The organism is Pseudomonas sp. W2-17 (assembly GCF_041060445.1).
GTDB lineage: Bacteria > Pseudomonadota > Gammaproteobacteria > Pseudomonadales > Pseudomonadaceae > Aquipseudomonas.
Map to the genome: position 1 here is coordinate 15,397 of NZ_JAUFNS010000030.1, position 22,908 is coordinate 38,304.

Below are 22,908 nucleotides of genomic sequence, written 5' to 3' on the forward strand. Positions count from 1 at the left end.
TTTCCTTTTTATTGTTGTTGAGTGTTGGGGTCGAAAGTATCGCGGGCACCGTGGGCTGCGGTGGCTGCGGCGTTCTCGCTGCCCGTCGCCAGATCGATGATCCGTTCCTGAGAGATCTCCTGCCCGGACGCCCCGCCGACTTCGGCCACCAGCTCGCCTTCACGCATGATCAGCACGCGGTCGCAGGTGCCGATGATTTCCGGCAGCTCGCTGGAGATCACCACAATGCCGACGCCGGCCTTGGCCAGTTCGTTGATGATGCGGTAGATCTCGGACTTGGAGCCGATGTCCACCCCACGGGTGGGCTCGTCGAGGATCAGCACGTGGGGCTTGACCTCCAGCAGCCGCGCCAACAGCACCTTCTGCTGGTTGCCGCCGGACAGCGCGCCGACATTGACCTTGCCCGACGCCACGCGAATCGACAGCGAACGAATCGCCTCGATCGCCCGCTTCGCGCCACGTCCGCGATCGAGCACGCCACCGGCATGGGCATCGGGCACGCAGGCGCAGACGTTGATGTTGTCGCGCACGCTCATGTCCAGAAACAGGCCCTGGGCCTTGCGGTCTTCGGTCAGGTAAACCACCCCTGCACGGATGGCGTCGGTGGGGTTGCGCAGATCGGTGATCGCCTTGCCGGCCACTTCAAGGGTGCCTGAGGTGCGCGAATCAGCCGCAAAAATCAGACGTGCCAGTTCCGTGCGCCCTGCCCCAACGAGTCCGGCAATGCCCAGCACTTCGCCGGCGTGCAGATCAAAACTGCACGGTTTGACGCGCTTGCCGTCGGCCATGTCGCGCACGCGCATGACCACCGCACCGGGGTCGTAGGCGGCGTGTTCTTTTTTGTAGAAACCGGACAGGTCGCGGCCGACCATCATCTTCACAAGCGCCTCGGCCGACAGCGCGTCGCGCTCCAGCATGCCGACGTACTCGCCGTCGCGCAGCACCGAGACGCGGTCGGACAACTCGTAGATTTCGGCCATGCGATGGCTGATGTAAATAATCGCCAGGCCCTGGTCACGGAGCTGTTTGATCAGCGCGAACAGGCGGTCGGTCTCCCGGGACGACAGCGGCGTGGTCGGCTCGTCCATCACCAGGATTTTCGCGTTGGCGTGCAGGGCCCGGGCGATCTCCACCAGTTGCCGCTCGGCAATCGACAGCACGCTGACCTTGGTGGACGGTTTGAAATCAGCACCCAGGCGCACCAGCACGTCAACGCAGCCGGCTTCCATCGCCTTGCGGTCAATGCTCCAGCCACGGCGCAGTTCGCGGCCCAGGTAAATGTTCTCGGCGACGCTGAGGTTCGGGCAGAGGCTGAGTTCCTGATAGATCACCGCGATGCCGCGCGCTTTAGCGGACAACGGGTCGAACGCACTCAGGGCCTCGCCGTCGATGCGGATCTCGCCACCGGCATCGGCCTGATAGGCGCCGGACAGAATCTTCATCAGCGTCGACTTGCCCGCGCCGTTCTCGCCCATCAGGGCATGAACCTCACCGGCGTAGACCTTGAGAGCGACATTTTTCAGCACGCGCAGGCCATTGAAGGTCTTGGAAATGTCGGTCATTTCCAGCACGGGTTGAGGGGACATAGCAAGGACGGCACTCATGGCCGGGCGGCCGATGAAGCAGCAATGACGAGCGCGGACAGCACACGCGGCAATCGAGCAGACGAGCTGATCATGTGGATCTCCGAGGTTTCTTGTTTTTATGCCTGGGCCACCTCTTTGCGGGTGGCACTCGGGTGTTGCTTTGAAATATTTCGGAACAGCTGAATCCTAGAACAGCTGAATCGATTCACGCAAGCGCTTGCTTTGTTATTTACTGTTCGGGTCGTGAGGCGGCAGGTCGGGCGCCTTCCCGGCTGAAGCCGGTCCTACCAAGCGCGGCAGAGGTCAGCTCTGCCCTTGATCGTCCCCGCGCTCCGCGTGGGGATGCAGCCTGGGACGCTCCGCGTCACCTCCCGATCTCGAATGCGCGTCTTCGGCTGGACGCAGAGCGTCCGGGGCGGCGTTACCACACAGAGCGTGGGAACAATCGGCATCACCTGGTGGCAGAAAGACTGCTTCCGTAGGACCGGCTTCAGCCGGGAAGAGGCCGATGTGGTCACCCTCAATTCTTCGGTGTAATGCAAACGCCTTCCCGGCTGAAGCCGGTCCTACCATGAGCTGCGTGGGTCAGTTACATCAGGGTGCGATGGCAAATCAATGCACGTCGCTCGTCGAGGTGAGACGTTTCAGCCTGAATTTGCGGTAGCATTGCTGGCATTTAGATGACGGCCAGAATCAGGAAGCCTTATGTCCAGAATTTCCCACTCCGCTTTGCGTCGCAAATTCCGTGAGCAGCTGGCTTCGCAGCACTGCGTCGAGACGGCTTCAGTGTTCGATCCCATGTCAGCACGCATTGCCGCGGATCTGGGGTTTGAGGTCGGTATTCTGGGCGGCTCGGTGGCGTCGCTTCAGGTGCTGGCAGCCCCTGATTTCGCATTGATCACCTTGAGCGAGTTCGTCGAGCAGGCCACCCGGATCGGTCGTGTCGCGCAGTTGCCGTTCATTGCCGACGCCGACCATGGCTACGGCAACGCCCTGAACGTGATGCGCACGGTGGAAGAACTGGAGCGCGCCGGTGTGGCGGCCTTGACCATCGAAGACACCTTGCTGCCCGCGCAATTCGGGCGCAAATCTACAGATCTGGTGTCCATCGAAGAAGGCATCGGCAAGGTCAAGGCCGCCCTTGAAGCCCGGGTCGATCCGGAACTGACAATCGTCGCCCGGACCAACGCCGGCGTGCTGCCGGTCCAGGACATCATTGAACGTACGCTGGCGTACGAAAAGGCCGGCGCCGACGGCATCTGCATCGTTGGCATCAAGGACTTCGAGCACCTGGAGCAGATTTCGGAAAAGCTCACCGTCCCGCTGATGCTGGTGACCTACGGCAACCCCGAGCTCAATGACCGCCAGCGCCTGGCCGATTTGGGCGTCCGCGTGGTGGTTGCCGGTCACGCGGCGTACTTCGCCGCGATCAAGGCCACTTACGACAGCCTCCGCGCTCAGCGTCAGGTGACCCACAGCACCTCGAACCACAGCGCCACCGAGCTGACCCACACCTACACCTTCCCGGAAAATTACGTGGCCTGGGCCAAGGATTTCATGGACGTGAAGGAGTGAGGCTGCGGCGTGGCGCATGACTGCGTCACGCCGCCTGCACGCTTCATGCAGTTACCGCTGCGGTCCGCGACACCTTCCACGCCAACAGCGCGGCGACGAGCAAAAACACGCCGCTTGTAATAAATGTCGCGCTGTAGCCCACCCCGTCATACAGCAAGCCACCCGCCGTTGCGCCCAGCGTGATCGCCAGCTGGATCACCGCGACCATCAGCCCTCCTCCCGCCTCGGCGTCTTTGGGCAGCGTGCGGGTCAGCCAGGTGAACCATCCCACCGGCGCACAGGTCGAGATCAGACCCCAGGCCCCGAGCATCACGGCGGTCATGCCAAACGACTGACCGCAGGCCAGCAGCGCGATGGCAATGCCCGCCATCAGCACCGGAATGGCGATCAGTACCCGGTACAGACTTTTTGCCAACACGGCGCCAATCATCAGCGTCCCGGCCAGCCCTGAAACGCCGATGATCAGCAGCAGGATTGACAGCTTCGGCACATCGACCCTGGTCACCGACTCCAGAAAAGGCCGCAGGTAGGTGAACAGCGCAAACTGCCCCATGAACAGGAAGGCTACGGCCGCCATCCCGTAGACCACCTTCGCGCGGCCCAGCAATCGAAACACATGCATCGCTGATCCGGAAGAGCGCTCACTGGGCATGCGTGGCAGCGTGAAGGCCTGCCAGCACAGCGCCAATGCGGCCAGCGGGACCACGCAGAAAAACGCGCCGCGCCAGCCAATCAGCCCGCCCAGAAAACTGCCCAGAGGGGCCGCAACGGCGGTGGCCAGCGCCGTGCCGCTCTGCACCATGGCGATGGCTCTGGGCACCATCGACTCGGGGGCAATGCGCATCATCACCGCCGTGCTCATCGACCACGAACCGCCGATCGCGATACCCAGCACCGCCCGCCCGAACATCAGCACCGGGTAATTCGGCGCGAAGGCAACCATTGCCCCCGACACGATCAGCAAGGCAGTCAGGGTCAGCAGCACCGGCTTGCGATCAAGCCCACGGGTCAGCGCAGACAGAAACAGGCTGGTGATCACCGCAAAAAACCCCGAGATCGAAATTGCCTGACCTGCCTGGCCTTCGGTCAGGCTCAAATCTGCCGCAATGGGCGTCAGCAGACTGACCGGTAAAAACTCGGACGCGACCAGCGCGAACGCGCACAGCGACATCGCCAGCACGGCGCCCCACACACGGTGGGTTGTTTCGGTCATTGGTACAGCGGGGGTGCCCATGAACATGCTCCAGCTCATTCAGCCCCCCATGCAGCGGGGCCAGTGATCAACAAACGGCGCGCAAAACCGTGCGTGCAACAAAAAGGGCCGTTCCGGCAGGATCCGGCACGTGACCGGATCGAGCCGTCTTGAACAGCCTGGGGGTTACTTCAGATGGGTCTGAAAGAAAGACGTGAGCCTGTCGAAAGGAATCAGATCCACCCGGTCATACAAGTCCACGTGTCCGGCGCCCGGAATGATCACCAGCTCTTTGGGCTGACCGGCCAGGCGATAAGCCTCCTCGCTGAACTCACGGGAATGGGCGTTCTCGCCGGCGATGAACAGCATCGGCCGCGGTGAAATCGTCTCGATGTCAGCGAACGGGTAGAAGTTCATGAACTTCACGTTGCTGGTCAGCGTGGGGTGCGTGGTCAGCTCAGGCGACTGCCCCTTCGGGGTGAACTCGCCACGTGGGGTCCGGTAGAAATCGTAAAACTCACGCTCGATCGGGTTGGAGTGTTCGGTGAGTGTGTCCACCGTGCCGCTGGTGTACTGGGTTTTGCCACCGGCAAACTCGACATCACGTTGTGCAGCGGCGGCCGCGATGGCTTCTTTGCGTTGCTCGACACTGACCGAGTGCTGCAGGCCGTTGCGATTGACGCCGCCCATGTCGTACATGCTCACCGTCGCGACGGCCTTCATGCGAGGGTCGATCTTTGCAGCGCTGATGGCGAAACTGCCGCTGCCGCAGATGCCCAGCACGCCGATGCGCTCACGATCGACGAAGCCCTGGCTGCCGAGGTAGTCGACGGCGGCGCTGAAGTCTTCGGCGTAGATCTCGGGGGACACCAGATTGCGCGGCCGGCCTTCGCTTTCGCCCCAAAAAGACAGGTCGATGGCCAGGGTGACGAAGCCCTGTTCGGCGAGCTTCTGCGCGTAGAGATTCGAGCTCTGTTCCTTCACGGCACCCATGGGGTGGCCGACGATGATCGCGGGGTACTTGCGGCCGCTGATCATGTCTTTGGGCACGAACAGGTTGCCCACCGTCTTCATCTGGTACTGGTTGTTGAAGGTTACTTTCTGCTTCGTGACCTATTCACTGGTGTAGAAATTGTCAGCTCCGCTGGACATATCGGCTCCCATTGTCGCGAATGAACTGACCAGCAAGGCCAGCCCTATCATCAGCTGTTTCATGAATGTCTCCGGCGCCAGGGCATGGCGCAAATGAAGTGTGCGATGCACATCTTCATGGCGCGGCCCGGGCAACCCGTAGAGCGATCCGGTGGTTTTCTTGCCTGATCCGATCAATCCCGAGGCGCGAGGCTGGACGGCTGTTTTGCCGGGCACGTACAGTTCCGGCTCAATGGCACAACAGCAAAACCAAGGGGAAAAACATGGGTGATACCGCGCTTTCAACGCTGGCGAAAGGCAGTGCCACCCGCGCCCGGTTGCAAACCCTGACGAACGCTATCGGGCACCTCACGCCGGCCTCCGGTGACTTTCCCACCGCCATCGCCGACCTCGGCCTGTTACGTCGCGAAGCGCCCTCGCCGCCGGTCATGTGCATCCTCGCGCCGAGCATCGTGCTGGTGGTCCAGGGCGCCAAGGAAATGGTCATCGGCAGCGATGTCTACCCCTACGACACGACGCGCTTTCTGATCACCTCGCTGGACGTGCCGGCCAATTCCGCCGTGACCCTCGCCAGCGCGGACGCGCCGTGTCTGGGACTGGTGTTCAAGCTGGACCTGCGCACCTTGACCGAGCTGATCGCCCAAGGGGATCTGCCAACACCGAAGGCGCGCACCGTGGGCAAAAGCGCGGGCATCGCCAGCCTCACGTCCGCGCTGCTCGATCCCTTGGCCCGACTGGTCGACCTGTTGCAGGAGTCCGACGCCATTGCGGTGCTCTGGCCCCTGTTGCAGCGCGAGATTCATTTCCGCCTGCTCACATGCGATCAAGCGCCGCTGCTGCGGCACATTGCGTCGGTCGACAGTCAGGGCTACCGCATCGGCAAAGCCATCGACTGGCTGAAGCTCAATTACGCGACAGCCTTGCGCGTCGAAGACCTGGCCGCGCGGGTGCAGATGAGCGCGCCGAACTTCCACCTGCACTTTCGCAACCTCACGTCCATGAGCCCGCTGCAGTACCAGAAATGGCTGCGCCTGAACGAAGCCCGGCGGCTGATGCTCAACGACCATCAGGACGCCGCCAGCGCAGCGTTCAAGGTCGGTTACGAAAGCCCCTCGCAGTTCAGTCGCGAGTACGGTCGGCTGTTTGGCGCACCGCCGAAAAAGGACATCGCCCGGATGCGCAGCCAGGCCCTCGCGGCGTCTTGATGACGGCGTCCTGATCGGGGTTCGCGAGCCCCTCAGTCTTTTTTCACCGGCCCGGCCAGGTAGGTCTGCTCGGTCACCGGCTCCAGCCAGTCGACCGGCTTGCCGTCCAGCGCTTCGTTGACCGCGACGTGTTGCATGGCGGTGGTGTCGGTCGCGCCGTGCCAGTGACGACGGCCGCAGTTGCACCAGATCAGATCCCCCGGACGGATTTCGGTTTTCGGCCCGCCTTCGCACTGAGTCCAGCCGACGCCGTCGGTGACCAGCAGGATCTGGCCCAGCGGATGGGTGTGCCAGTTGGTGCGCGCGCCGGGCTGGAAATTCACGATAGCCAGGCCGACCCGCGCCGGTGCCGGTGCGTTGAAAATCCGGTCGATTCTTACCTCACCCGTGAACCAGTCTGCCGGCCCCTTGATGGCCTTGGCGGAGCCGGCGCGGTGGATTTGCATGTCTTCAGCAGCGGTGTCAGTGGCGGTCATGTCAGATCTCCAGAAAGTGTGCAGCCAGCGTAACAAGGGCGCATTGACGACAGTATCCGTAGAATGCTTCGATCAGAATGAAGGAGCGCTTCGCAATGGCGGATTACAAACTCGATGACCTGGCCGTGTTCGTCGCCGTGGGCCGCGAGGGGAATTTCACCCGCGCCGCCGCCGCGCTGGGCATCTCGCCCTCCGCCGTCGGCCAGACCATGCGCCTGCTTGAGGAGCGTCTCGGCGTTCGCTTGCTCACCCGCACCACCCGCAGCGTGACCCGCACCGAGGCCGGCGAGCAGTTGTTTCAGGGCTTGGCGCCATTGCTTGACGGCATCGAAGAACAGGTCAACGCCGCCATCGATCACAGCGGGCGCCCGTCCGGCACGGTGCGCATCACCGCCGATGAATTTGCCGCGCGATACGTGCTGTGGCCGCGCCTCAAGCCGTTGCTTGATCAATACCCTGACATGACCATTGAGTTGGTCACCGACTACGGCCTGACCGACATCGTCGCCCAGCGCATCGACGCCGGCGTGCGCCTGGGTGACACCCTCGCGGCGGACATGATCGCCGCGCCGATCGCCCCGCCGTTGCGGCTGATGACCGTGGCGTCCCCCGAGTACCTGGCGCGGCATTCCACGCCGCAGGTGCCGGAAGACCTGCCGCGCCACCGCTGCATCAACCTGCGCCTGCCGACCCACGGCGCGCTGTACCAATGGGAATACGCGAAAGACGGCCGCGAGATTCGCGTGCGCGTCGACGGGCCACTGATCATGAACAGCGTGTTCCAGATTCTGCAGGGCTGCCTGGACGGCGTCGGTCTGGCGCAGCTTCCCGAGGGGCTGGTGGCCGGGCATATCGAGCAGGGGGAACTGGTGGAAGTGCTGGCCGATTGGTGCGAGCCATTCGAGGGCTATCACCTGTACTACCCCAGCCGGCGCCAGCACACGGCAGCGTTTCGCGTGGTGCTGGACGCGCTGCGGATCAATCCGCTGGTTTGAGAATACGGGTCAGAAGTCGAAGCTAAACTGGTCCTGGGAACTGAGATCAATCGTCCGCGAGATCACGAACGGCAGGATCGCGTCGGCAATCGGCTGCAGCTGTTTGCTGATGTAGTGGTCGTAGTCGATGGCCGCCGTCCGCACTTCCAGCGGCTCGGGCCCGGCGACCGTGATCACGTAGCTGATCCAGCCGCCATTCTGGTATTGCAACGGCCGACCCTGCTGGCGGTTGTACTCATCCGCCAGCCGCGCGGCGCGCACATGGGGCGGCACGTTGCGTTCGTAATCGTCGAGGGCCCGGCGCAGGCGTTTGCGATAGACAAGCTGGCCGTCGAGCTCCCCGGCCAGGGTTCGGCCCACGTACTCCCGAATGTATTCCTGAAACGGCTGACGCTGAAAGATCCGCAGGTACAGCTCCTGCTGAAAGGTCCGGGCCAGCGGCGACCAGTCGGTGCGCACCACTTCCAGGCCTTTGTAGACCATTTCGTCTTTGCCATCAGCGCGGGTGACCAATCCCGCATAACGCTTCTTGCTGCCCTCCTCCGCGCCGCGAATGGTCGGCATGAGGAAGCGCTTGAAGTGGGTTTCGAATTGCAGTTCGAGCGCACTCTCCAGCCCGTATTCCTCTTTCACATGAGCGCGCCACCAGTCGTTGACCTGCTTGACCAGCGCGGTGCCGATCTTCGCCGCGTCATCCTGCTCGTGGGCCTTTTTCAGCCAGACGAACGTCGAGTCGGTATCGCCGTAGATCACCTCGTAGCCCTGGGCTTCGATCAGCAGCCGGGTCTGGTGCATGATCTCGTGCCCGCGCAGGGTGATCGATGACGCCAGCCGCGTGTCGAAGAAGCGGCAACCGCTGGAGCCGAGTACGCCGTAGAAAGCGTTCATGATGATTTTCAGCGCCTGGGACAGCGGCGCATTGCGCTCGCGCTTGGCCACTTCGCGTCCTTCGGCTACCCGCGAAACGATGGCCGGCAGACAATGCCGCGTCCGGGAAAAACGCGCGCCGCGAAAGCCTTCCACCGACTCGCTGTCGTCGGGGTGCTTGAGGCCCTCGATCAAGCCCACGGGGTCGATCAGAAAGGTGCGGATGATCGACGGATACAGGCTCTTGTAATCGAGGACCAACACCGATTCGTAAAGGCCGGGGCGGGAATCCATGACGAAACCGCCGGGGCTGGCTTCAGGCATGCGCTCACCCAGGTTCGGCGCGACGAAGCCCTGGCGGTGCATTAGCGGGATATACAAATGCTCGAACGCGGCCACCGAGCCGCCGCTTCGATCCACCGGCAGGCCGGTCACCGTGGCGCGTTCGAGGAGGAAGGTGAGCAGCTCGGTCTTGGCGAAAATCTGCGTGACCAGCTCGCAGTCCTTGAGGTTGTAACGGGCCAGCGCCGGTTTGTCCTCGGCGAACATGCGGTTGATCTCGTCCATGCGCTGATACGGATTGTCGATCGCCTTGCCTTCGCCCAGCAGCGTCTGCGACACGTTTTCCAGACTGAACGACGGAAAGCTCCAGGTCGCCGAACGCAGCGCCTCGATGCCGTCGATGATCAGCCGCCCGGCCGCCGCCGCGAAGAAGTGATTGTTGCGCGCGCCGTGTTCACGCCAAGTCATCACCTCGCCGCCGCGCCCCAGACGCAGCGGCACATTCAAGCGCCGCGAGTGCTCGTGCAGCACGCGCAGATCGAACTGCACGACGTTCCAGCCGATGATACCGTCCGGGTCATGGCGGGCCATCCATTCGTTGAGTTTCTCCAGCAGCGCAACGCGGGTGTCACAGTACTCGAGCTTGAAATTCACCTGGGCGTCATCGCCATTGGCCGGGCCGAGCATATACACCTGACGCTCGCCGCAGCCGTGCAGGCCGATGCAGTACAGCTCGCCGCGCTCGGTGGTTTCGATGTCCAGCGACACCAGTTTCAGGGTCGGTCGATAACGTGGATCAGGCCTGAGTTGCGCGTCGAGCAACAGGCCATTGGCGTCCGCCCGCCCGCCGAACTGCACCGGCGCGGTGATGAAGCGCTCCATCAGGTAACGCTCGGGCGGACGGATATCGGCTTCGTAGACGTCGACACTGGCCTTGCGCAAGTCACTTTCCAGGTTCATCAACTGGCGATGCTGACGCGTGTACAACCCCATCACCGGGCGATGGCGGAAATCACACAGCTCCAGTGGCTTGAGCTCGACATGGCGCTCGTTGCGCAACACGGTTTCAGCGCGCTCGCGGTGCTGCGCCGGGATAAACGCGACGGACGTCTGATACGGCAGGCGCACCTGGCGCGGGCCCTCGTCGGTGGCCAGCCAGAATTCCACCTCGGTGCCGGCGTCCGTGTCGCGCCAATGCCGGGTCAGGACGAAGCCCTGCTGTAAATCCACCGCTGCAACCTCGTCGCTTTTTATTTCAGACAAGGATTCTACGGTGAATGATGTAGGAAAGCGCGGCGGCTGCAGCAATATGCAAGATCGCGACTTTGATGCCCTGCGGGCCATTCGCGAGCAAGCTCGCTCCCACATTTTTTGCAACGTGCCGCAGTCTGGAAGACTTTCATTGTCCGTCTTGTGTGCCCCCGCCCAGTTTTCGATGTTGCTCAAAAGCTGGCAACTCGGTCTGTCAGGCCATGGCACGTTTAAGCAAATGTGGGAGCGAGCTTGCTCGCGAAAGGCCCGAAGGGCTTCAAAGTTGCGATACTGACTGTTCTATCCTACGGCAACAACGTCACAACAACTCGACCATCATCTGAGGGATCCAGCATGCACGTTCGACGTACCGCCCTGACGACTTCCATCCTCGCCGCGCTGTTGAGTGGCGGCGCCCTTTTTGCCGGCAGCGCCTACGCCGCCGATATCTCCCCCGAGCAGTTATTAAAGAAGGCCGAGGCCGAGCAGAAACCTTATCTGGCCACCGTCAAACAACTGGTCGACATCGACACCGGAACCGGTCAGGCGACCGGTCTGAAAATGGTCAGCGTGGTGCTGGTCGAACGGCTCAAGGCCCTTGGCGCAACGGTGGACACCACGCCAGCAACGCCGTCGGCGGGCGATAACATCGTCGGCACCCTCAAGGGCACGGGCAGCAAATCCTTTCTGCTGATGATCCATTACGATACCGTTTTCGGTCCGGGCACCGCCGCCAAGCGGCCTTTCCGCGTCGACGGCGATCACGCCTACGGCCCCGGTGTCGCCGACGCCAAAGGTGGCGTGGCCATGGTGCTGCACACCCTGAAGCTGCTGGAAGACCAGAAATTCAAGGACTTCGGCACGATCACCGTGTTGTTCAATCCTGACGAAGAAACCGGGTCCGCCGGCTCGAAAGCCCTCATCGCCGAACTCGCCCGCAAGCACGACTACGTGTTCTCATTCGAGCCACCGGACAAGGACGCCGTGACAGTCGCCACCAACGGCATCAACGGCGTGTTCGTCGACGTCAAAGGCAAGTCCTCCCACGCCGGCTCCGCGCCGGAAGCCGGGCGCAACGCCGCCATGGAACTGGCCCACCAACTGGTGCAGCTCAAGGACCTGGGCGACCCGGCGAAGGGCACAACGGTGAACTGGACCCTGATCAAAGGCGGCGAGAAGCGCAACATCATCCCGTCGAGCGCCGCGGCTGAGGGCGACATGCGCTACTCAGACCTGAGCGAATCCGACCGCGTGCTGGCCGACGGACAGCGCATCGTGCAAGGCAAATTGATCGACGGCACCGACGTCACCTTCCGCCTCGACAAAGGCCGACCCCCGCTCGCAAAAAACCCCGCGACCGACGCCCTCGCCAGAACCGCCCAGGCGATCTACGCCAAAACCGGCCGCACCCTCGAGCCCATCGCCATGCGCTTCGGCACCGACGCCGGCTACGCCTACGTCCCCGACAGCCAAAAACCCGCCGTCCTCGAAACCATGGGCGTCGTCGGCGCCGGCCTCCACGCCGACGACGAATACATGGACCTCACCAGCATCGCCCCGAGGCTCTACCTGACCGCGGCGATGATCATGGAATTGTCCGGGAAATAGAGCGGGGGGCTGCTTAGCGCTTGTCGATAGATTGCTACTTTGATGCCCTGCGGGCCTTTCGCGAGCAAGCTCGCTCCCACATTTGCTTAAACGTGCCATGGCCTGATAGACCGAGTTGCCAGCTTTTGGGTTGCGTCGAAAATTGGGCGGGGCTACATAAGACGGGCTTTGATTTTCGCCTTTGATCATCATTACGACGCAAAAAGTCCAGACGACACCAATCGCGACTTTGGTGCAGGCTGAACGCAGACGACGCGGAGTGGGCCGAGCCGCATGGATGCGGCGAGAGCGCCGTCAGGACATGGATGTCCGTTCGGCGCGGGCCCACGGAGCGTCGTCGAAGTGAGGGAACCCGACGAAGTCGGGCCCAACCAGGAGCAAGCACCCTTGGTTACTTGGGGTGCTTTTCCAAGTAACTCGCCGAAGGCGAAACAGTCTGCCCCCAGGCAGACGCTCTTGATCTTAAAAACCTCAACCGCGAAGCGCGCCTACTACGCCTGCCACAATCCTGCCCACATCGTTTGCATCAATCACCAACGGCGGCAACAGCCGAATCGTCTGCCCACGGGTCACATTGATCAACACCCCATACTCCTGCGCCGCCACCAGACACACATCCCGAATCGGCCGCGTCAACTCAATCCCGATCATCAACCCCATCCCCCGCACCTGCGCCACATCAGCGTGCCCCGCCAGCGCGACGCGTAACCCCGCCAACAGCCGCTCACCCTGCACCGCCGCATTGCGCAAAAGCCCCTCATCCTCAATGATATCCAACACCGTACAACCCACCCGACACGCCAGCGGATTACCGCCAAACGTACTGCCATGACTGCCCGGCGTGAACAGCCGAGCCACCGCCGCCGTCGCCAGACACGCACCAATGGGAATGCCATTGCCCAGCGCCTTTGCCAGCGTCATGACATCGGGCACGATCCCCTCATGCTCGAACGCAAACCAGCGCCCCGTCCGACCCATGCCGGTCTGAATCTCATCCAGCATCATCAGCCAACCGTTTTGAGTGCAATGGTCGCGCAGTGCCTTCAGATAGCCCGGCGGCGGCAACGCCACACCGCCCTCGCCCTGAATCGGCTCAACCAGCACCGCGACGATGCGCTCGCCATACGTCGACGTCGCTTGTTTAACCGCAACGATGTCACCGAACGCCACCTTCACGAACTCCCCCGACATCGGCTGATAACCTAGCCGCGCGGCGCCGTTATCGCTGGCCGACAACGTGCCGAGGGTGCGGCCGTGAAAGGCGTTGTCCATCACCAGCACCAGCGGATGCTCGATGCCCTTGGCCCAGCCATACAAACGCGCCAGCTTGAGCGCGGTTTCGTTGGCCTCGGCGCCGGAATTGTTGAAAAACACCTGCTCCAGGCCCGACAGCCGGGTCAGCCGTTGCGCCAGCTTCTGCTGCCAGTCGATGCGGTAATGGTTGGACGTGTGCAAGAGCAGCCGGGCCTGCTCGCTGATCGCCGCGACAATTTTTGGATGGCTGTGACCCACGTTGGTCACGGCGACACCCGCGACGGCGTCCAGGTACTGACGGCCGCTGTCATCCCACAGCCGCGCACCTTCGCCACGAATGAAGCTCAAGGGCATCGGTTTGTAAGTGTTCATCAGGCAGGCGGCGGTCATGTCAGTGGCTCCATCACGGGTGAGTGATGCCAGTATCGTTAGCCCGTTCTGATGTATAAAGACCACCTTCCTTCAGTGACTTTAAAGCAGGGCTTGATAATGGACGTGTTTCTGGCAATGACGGTCTTCGTCAAAGTGGTGGACGGCGGCAGCATGACCGCGGCCGCGCGCCAGTGCGAAATGTCGACGACCATGGTCGGCAATCACCTCAAGGCTTTAGAGCAACGTCTCGGGGTGAGCCTGTTGCAGCGCACCACCCGCCGGCAGAACCTGACCGAGTTTGGCCTCGAATATTACCGGCGTTGCGTCGAAGTACTGGGGCTGGTCAATGATTCCGAGCGCATGGCCGAACAGGCCCAGACCGAGCCCAGCGGCACCTTACGCGTCACCGCCCCGCCAGCCTTCGGCGCTGAACGCCTGGCGCCGCTGCTCAGCGATTTCGTCCAGCGCTACCCGGAGATCAAGGTGGAGGTGGTGCTCAGCAATCAGACGATGGACCTGATCGAGCACGGTTTCGACGCCGCCATCCGCCTCGGCACACCGGAATCTTCGGCCTTGATCGCCCGGCCCCTGCAGGACTACACCCTGACCATCTGCGCGGCTCCCCCCTACTTGAAGCGTCGGGGTACACCGCAAACCGCCGACGAGCTGCGCGACCACGACTGCCTGGCGTTCGCCTACCCGGCCGGCGATGACTGGCGTGCCGCCGACAAGTTATGGCGCCTGACCGGGCCCGAGGGCGTGATGGAGGTGCCGGTGTCGGGCTCGATGATCGTCAACAGCACGCCGGCGCTGCGCCAGGCCGTGCTCGCCGGGATGGGCGTGTCAATGCTGCCCGACGTGCTGATCAGCGAGGACATCGCCAGCGGAAAGCTCGTGCCACTGCTGCAGGACTATCAACCGCCCAGCCGCACGCTGTGGCTGATGTACCCCCAGGACCGCTACCGCTTGCCCAAGGTGCGGCAGTTTGTCGAACACGCATTGCGCGCCTGGGGCAAGTAAACGTTCACAACCCCACTGGCCGCTTGCGTCCTACGCCGGAATCAAACGGCCGCGTGCAACATCAGCAACGCGAATTGATAGCAGGCATGTCGGGTATCGACCGACAGAAATAGTGCCCCGTGGCCCCCCTCGATACAGTCGTTGCAACACTCAACGACAGGCATCGAGGTCAACAATGTCACGCGCCATCAAATTCCATCGCTTCGGCAAAGCCGATGTGCTTAGTTGCGAGGAGCAGCCTGACCGGTCCCCCGGCCTACAGGAAGTGCTGGTTCGTGCCGAAGCCATCGGCATCAGCTGGGACGACGTGTTGTGGCGACAGAACCTGTCACTGGCATCGGTGCAGTTGCCGGCGGGGCTGGGCAGCGAAATGGCCGGCGTCGTCGAAGCCCTGGGCGCTGGCGTGACTGACTTGAAGGTGGGCGACAAGGTGGCGAGCTTCAAAGCCATGAGCGCCAACCAGTACCCGGTGTGTGGCGACCACGTGATGGTCCCGCGCAATGCCCTGACCCTTTACCCGGACGCACTGACGCCGGTGGAAGCCAGCGTTCACTACACGCCGATGCTGCTGGCCTGGTTTGCCTTCGTCGAGCTTGCCAACGTGCAACCGGGCCAGACCGTGCTCGTCACCGACGCGACGTACAGCCCCGGCATTGCCTTCGTGCAGTTGGGCAAGGCGTTGGGCCTGCGGGTTATCGCGGCGACGCCCCATGGGCAAGACCGTGAATACCTGCTGGCGAACGGCGCCGATCGGGTGATCGTCACCGACGAGGACGACATCGGCCTGCGCATCGAGTCGCTGACCCACGGCCATGGCATCGAAGCAGTGTTCGACGGCCTGGGCGGCATGCAGATGTCGATGCTCGGTGACGTGCTGGCGCCCCGCGGCAGTCTGGTGCTGTACGGCCTGCGCGGCGGCAACAAAACGCCTTTCCCGGCGCAGCAGGCCTTCCGCAAGAACATGCGCTTCCACGTGCATTGCCTGGAAAACTTCACCGGCAAACCGGAGCTGGGCATCGAGCAGAATGGCCCCGCCCTGCAACGCGCGCTGGACGCCATCAACGAGCTGACGGCCAAGGGCCTGCTCAAGCCGGACATCCACCGCACCTGGCCCTTCGAGCAGTTCGGCAAGGCGCACAACCACCTCGACGAGCACCCGGTGCGCGGTCGCGTGGTGCTGAAAGTCAGATGAGCGCCATGCAGGTCAACTCCGCACCGGCCATGGTTGCCCGGCGCGCGGTCGCAGGATCAATAAACGCCTGAGCCCGACCCGTGCCCTTACATCGCGCAACAGTTGCGAAGCGGGCGCAGGGTTGACCTCCGTGGGACGACGGCCAGACTCCGGGAAAGGACTGCGAGCGAATGACCGCTCACCCCGCTCCGCCCCGGAGCCTCACCACACGTCAAGGAATGACTGCATGCCCCTCAACCCACCGGCTTCACCCCGTCCGCCCCATCTCGACTGGATGGCGCAAACCCCCGAACTCGCACGGTTGCGCATCGACCAACTCATCCTCCCCGGCGCCCACAATGCCGGCAGCGACAAGCTGTCACCCAACTTCGCCGTCCCCCAGGAGATGGCCCAGGACGTCGCGCCCCTGGAGCAATTGCGCCAGGGGGTGCGCGCGCTGGATTTGCGCGTGGCGTTTTATTCGAAGTATGAAAAGGGTGACCCGCGGCGTTTTCAGCTGTTCCACCTGACCTCGTCAGGGCGCACGGTCGCCGGAGATATTCTGGCGTGCGTCCATGCATTCTTTGAAGAACTGGAACAGAACGGCCCCCCGGCGCGGGAAATCGTCATTCTGGATTTCCATCAGTTCAAGGATTTCACTGAATTGACCCACCGGGAATTTCAGACCCTGCTGACCAAAAGCCTTGGCCCGAGGGCCGTGCCTCGGCAGCTGAGCAGGCTGACGCTGGAAGGCATCTGGCGTGATCATCCGGGCAAAAACGTCGTGCTTGCCTATAACAGGAGCTCCGGCAACGAGCTGCTGTGGGACGGGGTCAAGCAGCGCTGGCCGGGAGAAAACCTGTTCAACACCAACACCCTGAAGGCGTTCGTCAACGAAGTGGCGGTGGAAAACAAACCCGAGTTCAGCCTGACCGCCATCCAGTGCGCCAAGTATTCACTGCCGCTGCACGCGCCCAGTGACTTGAGCGGGAAGATCGATCAGTGGTTTGCGTCGACGGACGACAACAGCTTCATCCAGAACTTCTACATCATCAACACCGACTGGACCCTGCGCAGCGCACTGGTCGCCCATTGCCGTCACGCCAATGCTGTGCGAGCCCGCTTCAACCTGCGCCATCCCGATCAGCCGTTGCAACCCAGGCGGCGAGCCGTCAGCAGCGCGTGATCAAACCCTGTCGGGCGACGCGGATCAGTTGATGGATCACCGCCTCCGCGCGCTCGGCAGCGGGCGCCTGAATCACGGCCAGGTCGAACTGGTCGTTGCTGAAGCGCTCAAGGGCATCGTCGGTTTCGATGAATTGAATGAGGAAAGCGTGCGGGCCGCCCTGGCGACGCGGCCAGCCGTCGAGGTAACGAAGCAACGTCGGCTGATGGGCGCCGCCCAGAAGGATTTGTGGATTGCGACGATTGAACTGGCTGGCGATGGGGGCCAGACGAACGAGGGGACGCGGGTGGGAATGACTGCTCATAGTGTCGTTTTCTCTGCCTCATTGATCCGCTGGGCAGCGGTGAGAGGCAACACCGAACCAGCGCTTTAGCGGAATTTCGATGACGAATGACCGTCACCCGGCGCCCCGCAAGTAGCTGTTTAAATCGGCGCATGAACGGCATCCTAGAGAAGCGCCGTAGGCATTGTCAATCGACGGATACCGTCGCGCTCCTGTCTGACCGGATGCAAAAAAATCCCGGCGCTCTGAGAGGCCGGGGATTTTGTTTTGCCACGAATGTGGCTGCTACGGATTTGACCGGAAGAATCAGCGGCGCGCGAGCAATCGGTCGACGGACAGGCGACCCGCGCCTTCGAACAGCACCGCCACCGCAGCGGCGATCAGCGCCAGTCCGAACTCATAACCGTTGTTGGCCATGAACAAGCCGTTGTGGATGTGCACCGAGAGAATCGCCACCACCAGCATCACGATCACCACCAGCGCCGCAGGCCGTGCCAGCAAGCCAAGGAACAGCGCCAGGCCGCCGAAGAACTCCGCGCTGCCGGACATCAACGCCATCAGGTAACCAGGGTTCAGGCCCAGGCTCGCCATGTACTGGCCAGTGCCTTCCAGCCCATAGCCGCCGAACATACCGAACAGCTTCTGACTGCCGTGGGCCATGAGGATGATGCCGATGAGAATCCGCAGGCCGGTGATGCCGAAACCGGCGTGGGTGTTGAAGATCGATTTAAGCTGAGCATTCATGGCGGTTAATTCCGTTTGATTTGAGAATGGCACCATCTTAATCGCTTCTATAAATATGAAAATCGCAAAATACGCTTCATACGTATCGATTCTTTAGATCTGTCAGCGTGTATCAGGGCGCTCCAATGAACTGCGGGCCTGGTCAAACGCCAAGTAGTACTTGTTGACGCTGTTGACGTAGCTCACGACGTTCTTGCCGCCCTGCTCCATGGCCACGCGCTCGACCTGAAAAAACCACTGGTTCGGGTTGAGCCCCTGGCGCTTCGCTTCCGCACGCATGGCCTGCACCCGCTCCGGGCCGAGGTTATAGGCGGCCAGGGTAAACGCCATGCGCTCACGCTCGTTGATTTTCGGGCTGGCGAAAAACTTGCGCCGCAGCAGCGCCATGTATTTGCTCGCCGCCTGCACGTTACCGTCGAGGTCGTGAATGTTGTCGACGCCGACGCGCTGGGCGGCCGACGGGGTGATCTGCAGCAGACCGGTGGCGCCGCTGCCACCCTTGGCAACCGGGTTGAGCGCCGACTCCTTGAAGGCCACGGCGGCCAGATCGAGCCAGTCCATCTTCTGTTTGTCGGCGTGCAATTGCAGCGTGGGACGCAGTTTTTCCAAGCGCTGACGGTCTTCGCGCGCCAGCGGATTGTGGATCTGGTAGCGGTCCTTGTAGGCGGTCTGGAACGCGGCGTCCTGATTGCGCGGCGGTTCGTAGGTTTGCAGGAAACGGTCGACGGCGCTCCGCAACACCACGGCGTCCTTGCGCACGAACCAGTTCATGTCCCCCGGATCGCTCAAGGCAGCAGCGCGGTCGATCCGCAGCTTCGGCATCACTTTGGCCCAGCGCTCGGCGATGGGCTGCTCGACCACGGTCAGGTGGTAAACACCGGCCTGAACCATTTCCAGCACGTCTTCCACGGCCAGGCTCGGGTCAACCCATTCGATCTTCACCGGCGGCAGCTTGCGCAGGGCCAGCTTCTGATTCAGCTGCTGGATGGCCTCATCGGCGGCGCTGCCGCTGGTGAGCATCAGCGTGCGGCCGGAGAGCTGTTCGGGACGCCGGAGGCCGCGCTCACCCTTGACGCCCACCACCACCAGCGGCACTTGGGCGACCACCGGTTCAGACGCGTCGACGTAACGGGCGGCGCTGGCGTCGAGCAGTTCGCCCGGCGCGACCATGTCACCTTCGCCCCGCTGCAGCGCGGCAAGCAGTTGGTCCTTGGCTTTGGGAATGAGTTTGAGGGAGATCTTCTGACCGTCGCGGGCGTGACTGTTGAGGTAGGTTTCGAATGCCTGCAAGCGACGGCACTCGACGCCGACGGGCTCACCCTGAACTTCGGCAGAGCTGTTGCGGCTTTGATTGACCAGTACCCGCAGGACTTTGCCACTGCGGATCGCCGGCAGGTCGCGCACCTGACTCTTTTTGATCACCACCGGCGGACCGGCGGGGCGCGGCGACGCGTGGCTGGGCACGGCCATGACGCACATCAGGGAAAACAGGGACGCTCGGATCATTGACGCTCCGATGAAAGGCCGAAAAAAACGGGCTTGAAGTCTGTGTCGCGCAGCTGAACGGCTCGTCGCGTGCATCGCGGCATGCGTCAACAAAAGCGGGATCACAGGAGTGGGTATTCCAAGCAGTTGAGCCTGCTTGTTTTTTATCGCTTCAATCGCTCTGGTATTCTTCTCGGCCTCTGGCCTGAGGTAGCACCATGCAACTAATAGACATTGGCGTCAACTTGACCAACCCCAGCTTCGCCGCCCGCGAACACGAGGTGGTGGAACGCGCGTACGCCGCCGGCGTTGGCCAGTTGATCCTCACCGGCACCGACGTCGAAGGCAGCGAACAGGCCCTGGCGTTATCGCGCCGGCTCGATGAAAGCGCCCAACGTCTGTTCAGCACTGCCGGCATTCATCCGCACTCGGCAAGCGCCTGGACGGGCGAAACCGAGAGCCAGCTCAGGGCGCTGCTGCGCGAAGAGACCGTCTGCGCCGTGGGTGAATGCGGGCTGGATTTCAATCGCGACTTCTCCCCTCGCCCGCAGCAGGAAAAGGTTCTGGAAACGCATCTGACACTGGCCGTCGAGCTGCAATTGCCGGTGTTTCTCCATGAGCGCGACGCTGACGAGCGCCTGCTCGCCATTTTGCGGGACTACCGCGATCAGCTCCCGGCGGCGGTGGTGCATTGCTTCACCGGGGAAAAACGCGCGCTGTTCAACTATCTGGATCTGGACCTGCACATCGGCATCACCGGCTGGATCTGCGACGAGCGCCGGGGCACGCACCTGCACCCGCTGGTCCGCGAAATTCCCCGCGGCCGGTTGATGCTGGAAAGCGACGCGCCGTACCTGCTGCCCCGCACCTTGCGGCCCAAACCAAAGAACGGCCGCAACGAACCGGCCTATTTGCCCGAGGTCTTGCGCGAAGTGGCGCTGCACCGAGGCGAAAGCCCGGACGACGTCGCGGCCCACACCACCGACTGCGCTCGGGCGTTCTTTTCGTTGCCGGTGGTTGCAGCCCCCGTTCAAGCATCCTGAACGTGCAGTCTGGCAAGACCGCCATAACATGGTGGGAGCGAGCTTGCTCGCGAATGCGTCGGCTCATCCCTCAACACTACAGCGGGTTAAATGCTGTCTATCGAACTGATAGCAATCCTCGATTCGCCGAAGTGAACCTCCTGGCCTATTCTCACCTCTATCGAAAACACTTCTTGTTCACGTTTCACCGAGGTAAGCGTCATGCCCAAGTTCATTACGGATCTTCACATCGGCGAATTCTTCAACCCATCACGCAAGGACGGTCTGCCGTCGAACGCCGTGTTGTCCTCACTGGCGTTCCCGTTGTCCATTGTCTCCGGCTTGCTCCTGCTGGACGGCGCGTTCAACAGCAGCCTGACGTCCGCCGCCATCGGTGTGCTGGGTCTGATTGCCGCGCAAGCCATTAAAGCCAGAGGCCAATAAGGTCCCTGGCTTTTGCCCGATACAGAGATGCGTCACCTGATGACGTTGTCAGCAAACGCACCTCTGATCAGCCGAAGACAGTCACCGTCTGGCGACTGATCGCCACCAATTCCCCTTTCGGCGTCCACAGCGCCGCTGCGGTATGACCGTAGCCATCGCGGGCATGCTCGATCGCCGCTCGGTACTGCGTCCAGTCATGGGTGGTCATCGCGGGCAACGGCTGCACAAATTCGATCGTCCAGGTCAACGAGCTTCCCGGCGCCGGCTTGTTCAGATGGGGCAGCACGGCGGGCGGCCATGTGTCGACCAGCGCCAGCAAATGCGCTTCGGTCAAGGGCTCCTCTTCCACATCGCGCAGCCGTGCATAGCCGCCAATCGCCGGTGACGGTGTGTTGGAAAACGGCAGGCCGCCCAGCGCCCAACGCAGATCAATAAAGCGCAGGTATTCCGGCATCACGCCCGACACGAACGGGAACGGCTGGAGCTCGTCCACCGGCTTGAAGACCGGCGCCGGCTCGGCCTGCACCGCAATCATCGACTCGCGGGGCGCGCCGAAGCTGCCCTGAATCAGGGTCATGACCTCGCCGTTCTGGATCGCCCGGCCCAAGACCTGACTGACCGCTTTGCCCTCGCGCAGGACTTCCACCTCAAACGAAATGGGCGTGTCGATGGCCGGCGGCGCAACAAAACAGATCGCCAGCGACCGAACCGGCCGCTCGGTCGAGACCTTCGCGCGCATCGCTTCATACATCAGCGCCGCCATCAGCCCGCCGAAGCAGGCCCGCCCCTGCGCCCATGAGGCGGGGATGCTGACGGATTCGGGATGGGCACGGACGGCATCAAGCAGCTCGGAGAATGTCATGGGGGTTCCAGGGTGGCAGGCGGGATGGGCAAATGGTAACGAGGCAGCCGCTGCAGGACAGGGTTGATAAGCGCCAATCCTGCGGACCAGCCGGCGTCAGCGTGGAGAATGTTTGCCAAAGCACGCCTTGTACAAACGCTCCAGAACCTGGTCAGACTTTTGCTCGGCACGATGAATGCCCAATTCCCACCCGGCCACGCACGGCGCCAGATCCGCCTGATGCCGCGCCTGCTCCAGCCATTGCAGGTGATCGTGCCAATCACCTAGGGCGCCCTGGGCCGCTTTCAACCGGCGCTCCATGTTTTTTGGCTGATGACTGAGTTCCGGGTAGGCCTCGCCGGCGTAGCGCACGCGTTTGATCAGCAGGCGCAGGCGATGGCGGTCGTGGGCAGGGTCGCCCATGGCTTCGCGCAGTTGCTTCCACTGTTTATCCAGACGCTTCTCGATGCGCTGCTCCAGCTTGTCGAGCAGGCCATGGCGTTCCTTGGTGCGCAGCAGGGCCGGCAATTGATCCAGCACGCCGAACAACCGATTAAGCTCCGCTGAGCTGGCGACTTTCGGGCACGCGGTTTTCAGGTATTGCTCGCGCTTGGCCGCCGCCTGGGGTAGACCCTGTTCATCGAGGAATGCCGCCAGCACCTGCATGTCACGCAAAGGCGTGGTCAGCGCACCGACCTCCTTGGCGGCCGCTTCCACCTGATCCAGCCCCGGCAGACCCCGCAGCGGGCGCAAAACGCTGCGCAGGCGGCGGACGTTGGTGCGCAGGTCGTGCAGCGCTTCGCTGTCGGTGGAGACCTCCAACCGCGCGTGGCAGGCAAGCAGCTTGATATTAAGGCCGATAATCTCGGCAACCAGGTGATCGACCATCGCTGACAT

At 62.6% G+C, this 22,908-nt stretch carries 21 protein-coding genes; 9 read left to right on the top strand and 12 right to left on the bottom strand.

Features of this window, described 5'->3' with window-relative positions; genetic code table 11:
* Positions 1-8: 8 nt before the first annotated feature.
* Entirely contained in the window at positions 9-1,586 is a 1,578-nt protein-coding gene (locus QWI20_RS24895; protein ID WP_369307669.1) for a sugar ABC transporter ATP-binding protein, read from the bottom strand.
* Between the two features lie 705 nt (positions 1,587-2,291).
* Here QWI20_RS24895 and QWI20_RS24900 point away from each other — a divergent pair.
* A complete protein-coding gene (locus QWI20_RS24900; RefSeq protein ID WP_065986037.1) occupies positions 2,292-3,161 on the top strand; it encodes an oxaloacetate decarboxylase in 870 nt (289 codons plus the stop codon).
* 43 nt (positions 3,162-3,204) lie between these two features.
* Here the strand turns inward: QWI20_RS24900 and QWI20_RS24905 are convergent, their stop codons facing one another.
* From QWI20_RS24905 to QWI20_RS24915, 3 genes are all read right to left on the bottom strand, one after another.
* Entirely contained in the window at positions 3,205-4,395 is a 1,191-nt protein-coding gene (locus QWI20_RS24905; protein ID WP_369307670.1) for an MFS transporter, read from the bottom strand.
* 144 nt (positions 4,396-4,539) lie between these two features.
* On the bottom strand, positions 4,540-5,427 hold the full coding sequence (locus QWI20_RS24910) for an alpha/beta hydrolase (protein ID WP_369307671.1): 888 nt from the start codon (positions 5,425-5,427) through the stop codon (positions 4,540-4,542).
* A 39-nt stretch (positions 5,428-5,466) separates the two neighbouring features.
* Positions 5,467-5,721, bottom strand: coding sequence for a hypothetical protein (locus tag QWI20_RS24915; RefSeq protein ID WP_369307672.1), 255 nt, complete (start codon positions 5,719-5,721; stop codon positions 5,467-5,469).
* 47 nt (positions 5,722-5,768) lie between these two features.
* On the opposite strand from QWI20_RS24915, the gene QWI20_RS24920 reads away from it, so the two are divergent.
* Complete coding sequence (locus QWI20_RS24920) at positions 5,769-6,710, top strand: AraC family transcriptional regulator (protein WP_369307673.1); 942 nt, start codon at positions 5,769-5,771, stop codon at positions 6,708-6,710.
* Positions 6,711-6,742: 32 nt separating this feature from the next.
* On the opposite strand, the gene QWI20_RS24925 is transcribed toward QWI20_RS24920, so the two are convergent.
* Positions 6,743-7,186: a cupin domain-containing protein gene (locus QWI20_RS24925; protein ID WP_369307674.1), complete on the bottom strand. Its 444-nt coding sequence runs from the start codon at positions 7,184-7,186 to the stop codon at positions 6,743-6,745.
* Between the two features lie 95 nt (positions 7,187-7,281).
* Here QWI20_RS24925 and QWI20_RS24930 point away from each other — a divergent pair, with 95 nt between their 5' ends.
* Positions 7,282-8,181 carry a LysR family transcriptional regulator gene (locus tag QWI20_RS24930; RefSeq protein ID WP_369307675.1) on the top strand — a complete coding sequence of 300 codons (900 nt, stop codon included), beginning with the start codon at positions 7,282-7,284 and terminating at the stop codon, positions 8,179-8,181.
* Positions 8,182-8,190: 9 nt separating this feature from the next.
* Here QWI20_RS24930 and QWI20_RS24935 read toward each other — a convergent pair whose 3' ends face one another.
* Entirely contained in the window at positions 8,191-10,560 is a 2,370-nt protein-coding gene (locus QWI20_RS24935; protein ID WP_369307701.1) for a DNA polymerase II, read from the bottom strand.
* A gap of 375 nt (positions 10,561-10,935) precedes the next feature.
* Between QWI20_RS24935 and QWI20_RS24940 the strand changes: the two genes are divergently transcribed.
* Positions 10,936-12,189, top strand: coding sequence for a M20/M25/M40 family metallo-hydrolase (locus QWI20_RS24940; protein WP_369307676.1), 1,254 nt, complete (start codon positions 10,936-10,938; stop codon positions 12,187-12,189).
* A 471-nt stretch (positions 12,190-12,660) separates the two neighbouring features.
* Here the strand turns inward: QWI20_RS24940 and QWI20_RS24945 are convergent, their stop codons facing one another.
* The gene (locus QWI20_RS24945; protein ID WP_369307677.1) at positions 12,661-13,833 is read right to left on the bottom strand and encodes an aspartate aminotransferase family protein; all 1,173 of its coding nucleotides are present in this window, start codon (positions 13,831-13,833) and stop codon (positions 12,661-12,663) included.
* Positions 13,834-13,932: 99 nt separating this feature from the next.
* On the opposite strand from QWI20_RS24945, the gene QWI20_RS24950 reads away from it, so the two are divergent.
* The 3 genes from QWI20_RS24950 (at position 13,933) to QWI20_RS24960 (ending at position 17,192) form a co-directional block, all read left to right on the top strand.
* Positions 13,933-14,835: a LysR family transcriptional regulator gene (locus QWI20_RS24950; protein ID WP_369307678.1), complete on the top strand. Its 903-nt coding sequence runs from the start codon at positions 13,933-13,935 to the stop codon at positions 14,833-14,835.
* Between the two features lie 175 nt (positions 14,836-15,010).
* Complete coding sequence (locus QWI20_RS24955; RefSeq protein WP_369307679.1) at positions 15,011-16,027, top strand: zinc-dependent alcohol dehydrogenase family protein; 1,017 nt, start codon at positions 15,011-15,013, stop codon at positions 16,025-16,027.
* A 226-nt stretch (positions 16,028-16,253) separates the two neighbouring features.
* Positions 16,254-17,192, top strand: a complete 939-nt coding sequence (locus QWI20_RS24960) for a hypothetical protein (RefSeq protein ID WP_369307680.1) — start codon at positions 16,254-16,256, stop codon at positions 17,190-17,192.
* On the opposite strand, the gene QWI20_RS24965 is transcribed toward QWI20_RS24960, so the two are convergent.
* The 3 genes from QWI20_RS24965 to QWI20_RS24975 form a co-directional block, all read right to left on the bottom strand.
* Positions 17,179-17,496, bottom strand: a complete 318-nt coding sequence (locus QWI20_RS24965; protein WP_282370964.1) for a class I SAM-dependent methyltransferase — start codon at positions 17,494-17,496, stop codon at positions 17,179-17,181. The two genes, QWI20_RS24960 and QWI20_RS24965, sit on opposite strands and share 14 nt — an antisense overlap.
* A gap of 285 nt (positions 17,497-17,781) precedes the next feature.
* Positions 17,782-18,219: a DoxX family protein gene (locus tag QWI20_RS24970; RefSeq protein WP_369307681.1), complete on the bottom strand. Its 438-nt coding sequence runs from the start codon at positions 18,217-18,219 to the stop codon at positions 17,782-17,784.
* Between the two features lie 102 nt (positions 18,220-18,321).
* Positions 18,322-19,725, bottom strand: coding sequence for a transglycosylase SLT domain-containing protein (locus QWI20_RS24975; protein WP_369307682.1), 1,404 nt, complete (start codon positions 19,723-19,725; stop codon positions 18,322-18,324).
* A gap of 197 nt (positions 19,726-19,922) precedes the next feature.
* On the opposite strand from QWI20_RS24975, the gene QWI20_RS24980 reads away from it, so the two are divergent.
* Positions 19,923-20,747: a TatD family hydrolase gene (locus tag QWI20_RS24980; protein ID WP_369307683.1), complete on the top strand. Its 825-nt coding sequence runs from the start codon at positions 19,923-19,925 to the stop codon at positions 20,745-20,747.
* 201 nt (positions 20,748-20,948) lie between these two features.
* A complete protein-coding gene (locus QWI20_RS24985) occupies positions 20,949-21,170 on the top strand; it encodes a hypothetical protein (RefSeq protein WP_192172193.1) in 222 nt (73 codons plus the stop codon).
* Positions 21,171-21,237: 67 nt separating this feature from the next.
* Here the strand turns inward: QWI20_RS24985 and QWI20_RS24990 are convergent, their stop codons facing one another.
* On the bottom strand, positions 21,238-22,032 hold the full coding sequence (locus QWI20_RS24990) for an acyl-CoA thioesterase (protein WP_369307684.1): 795 nt from the start codon (positions 22,030-22,032) through the stop codon (positions 21,238-21,240).
* Between the two features lie 96 nt (positions 22,033-22,128).
* On the bottom strand, positions 22,129-22,899 hold the full coding sequence (locus QWI20_RS24995; RefSeq protein ID WP_369307702.1) for a CHAD domain-containing protein: 771 nt from the start codon (positions 22,897-22,899) through the stop codon (positions 22,129-22,131).
* Positions 22,900-22,908: the final 9 nt, after the last annotated feature.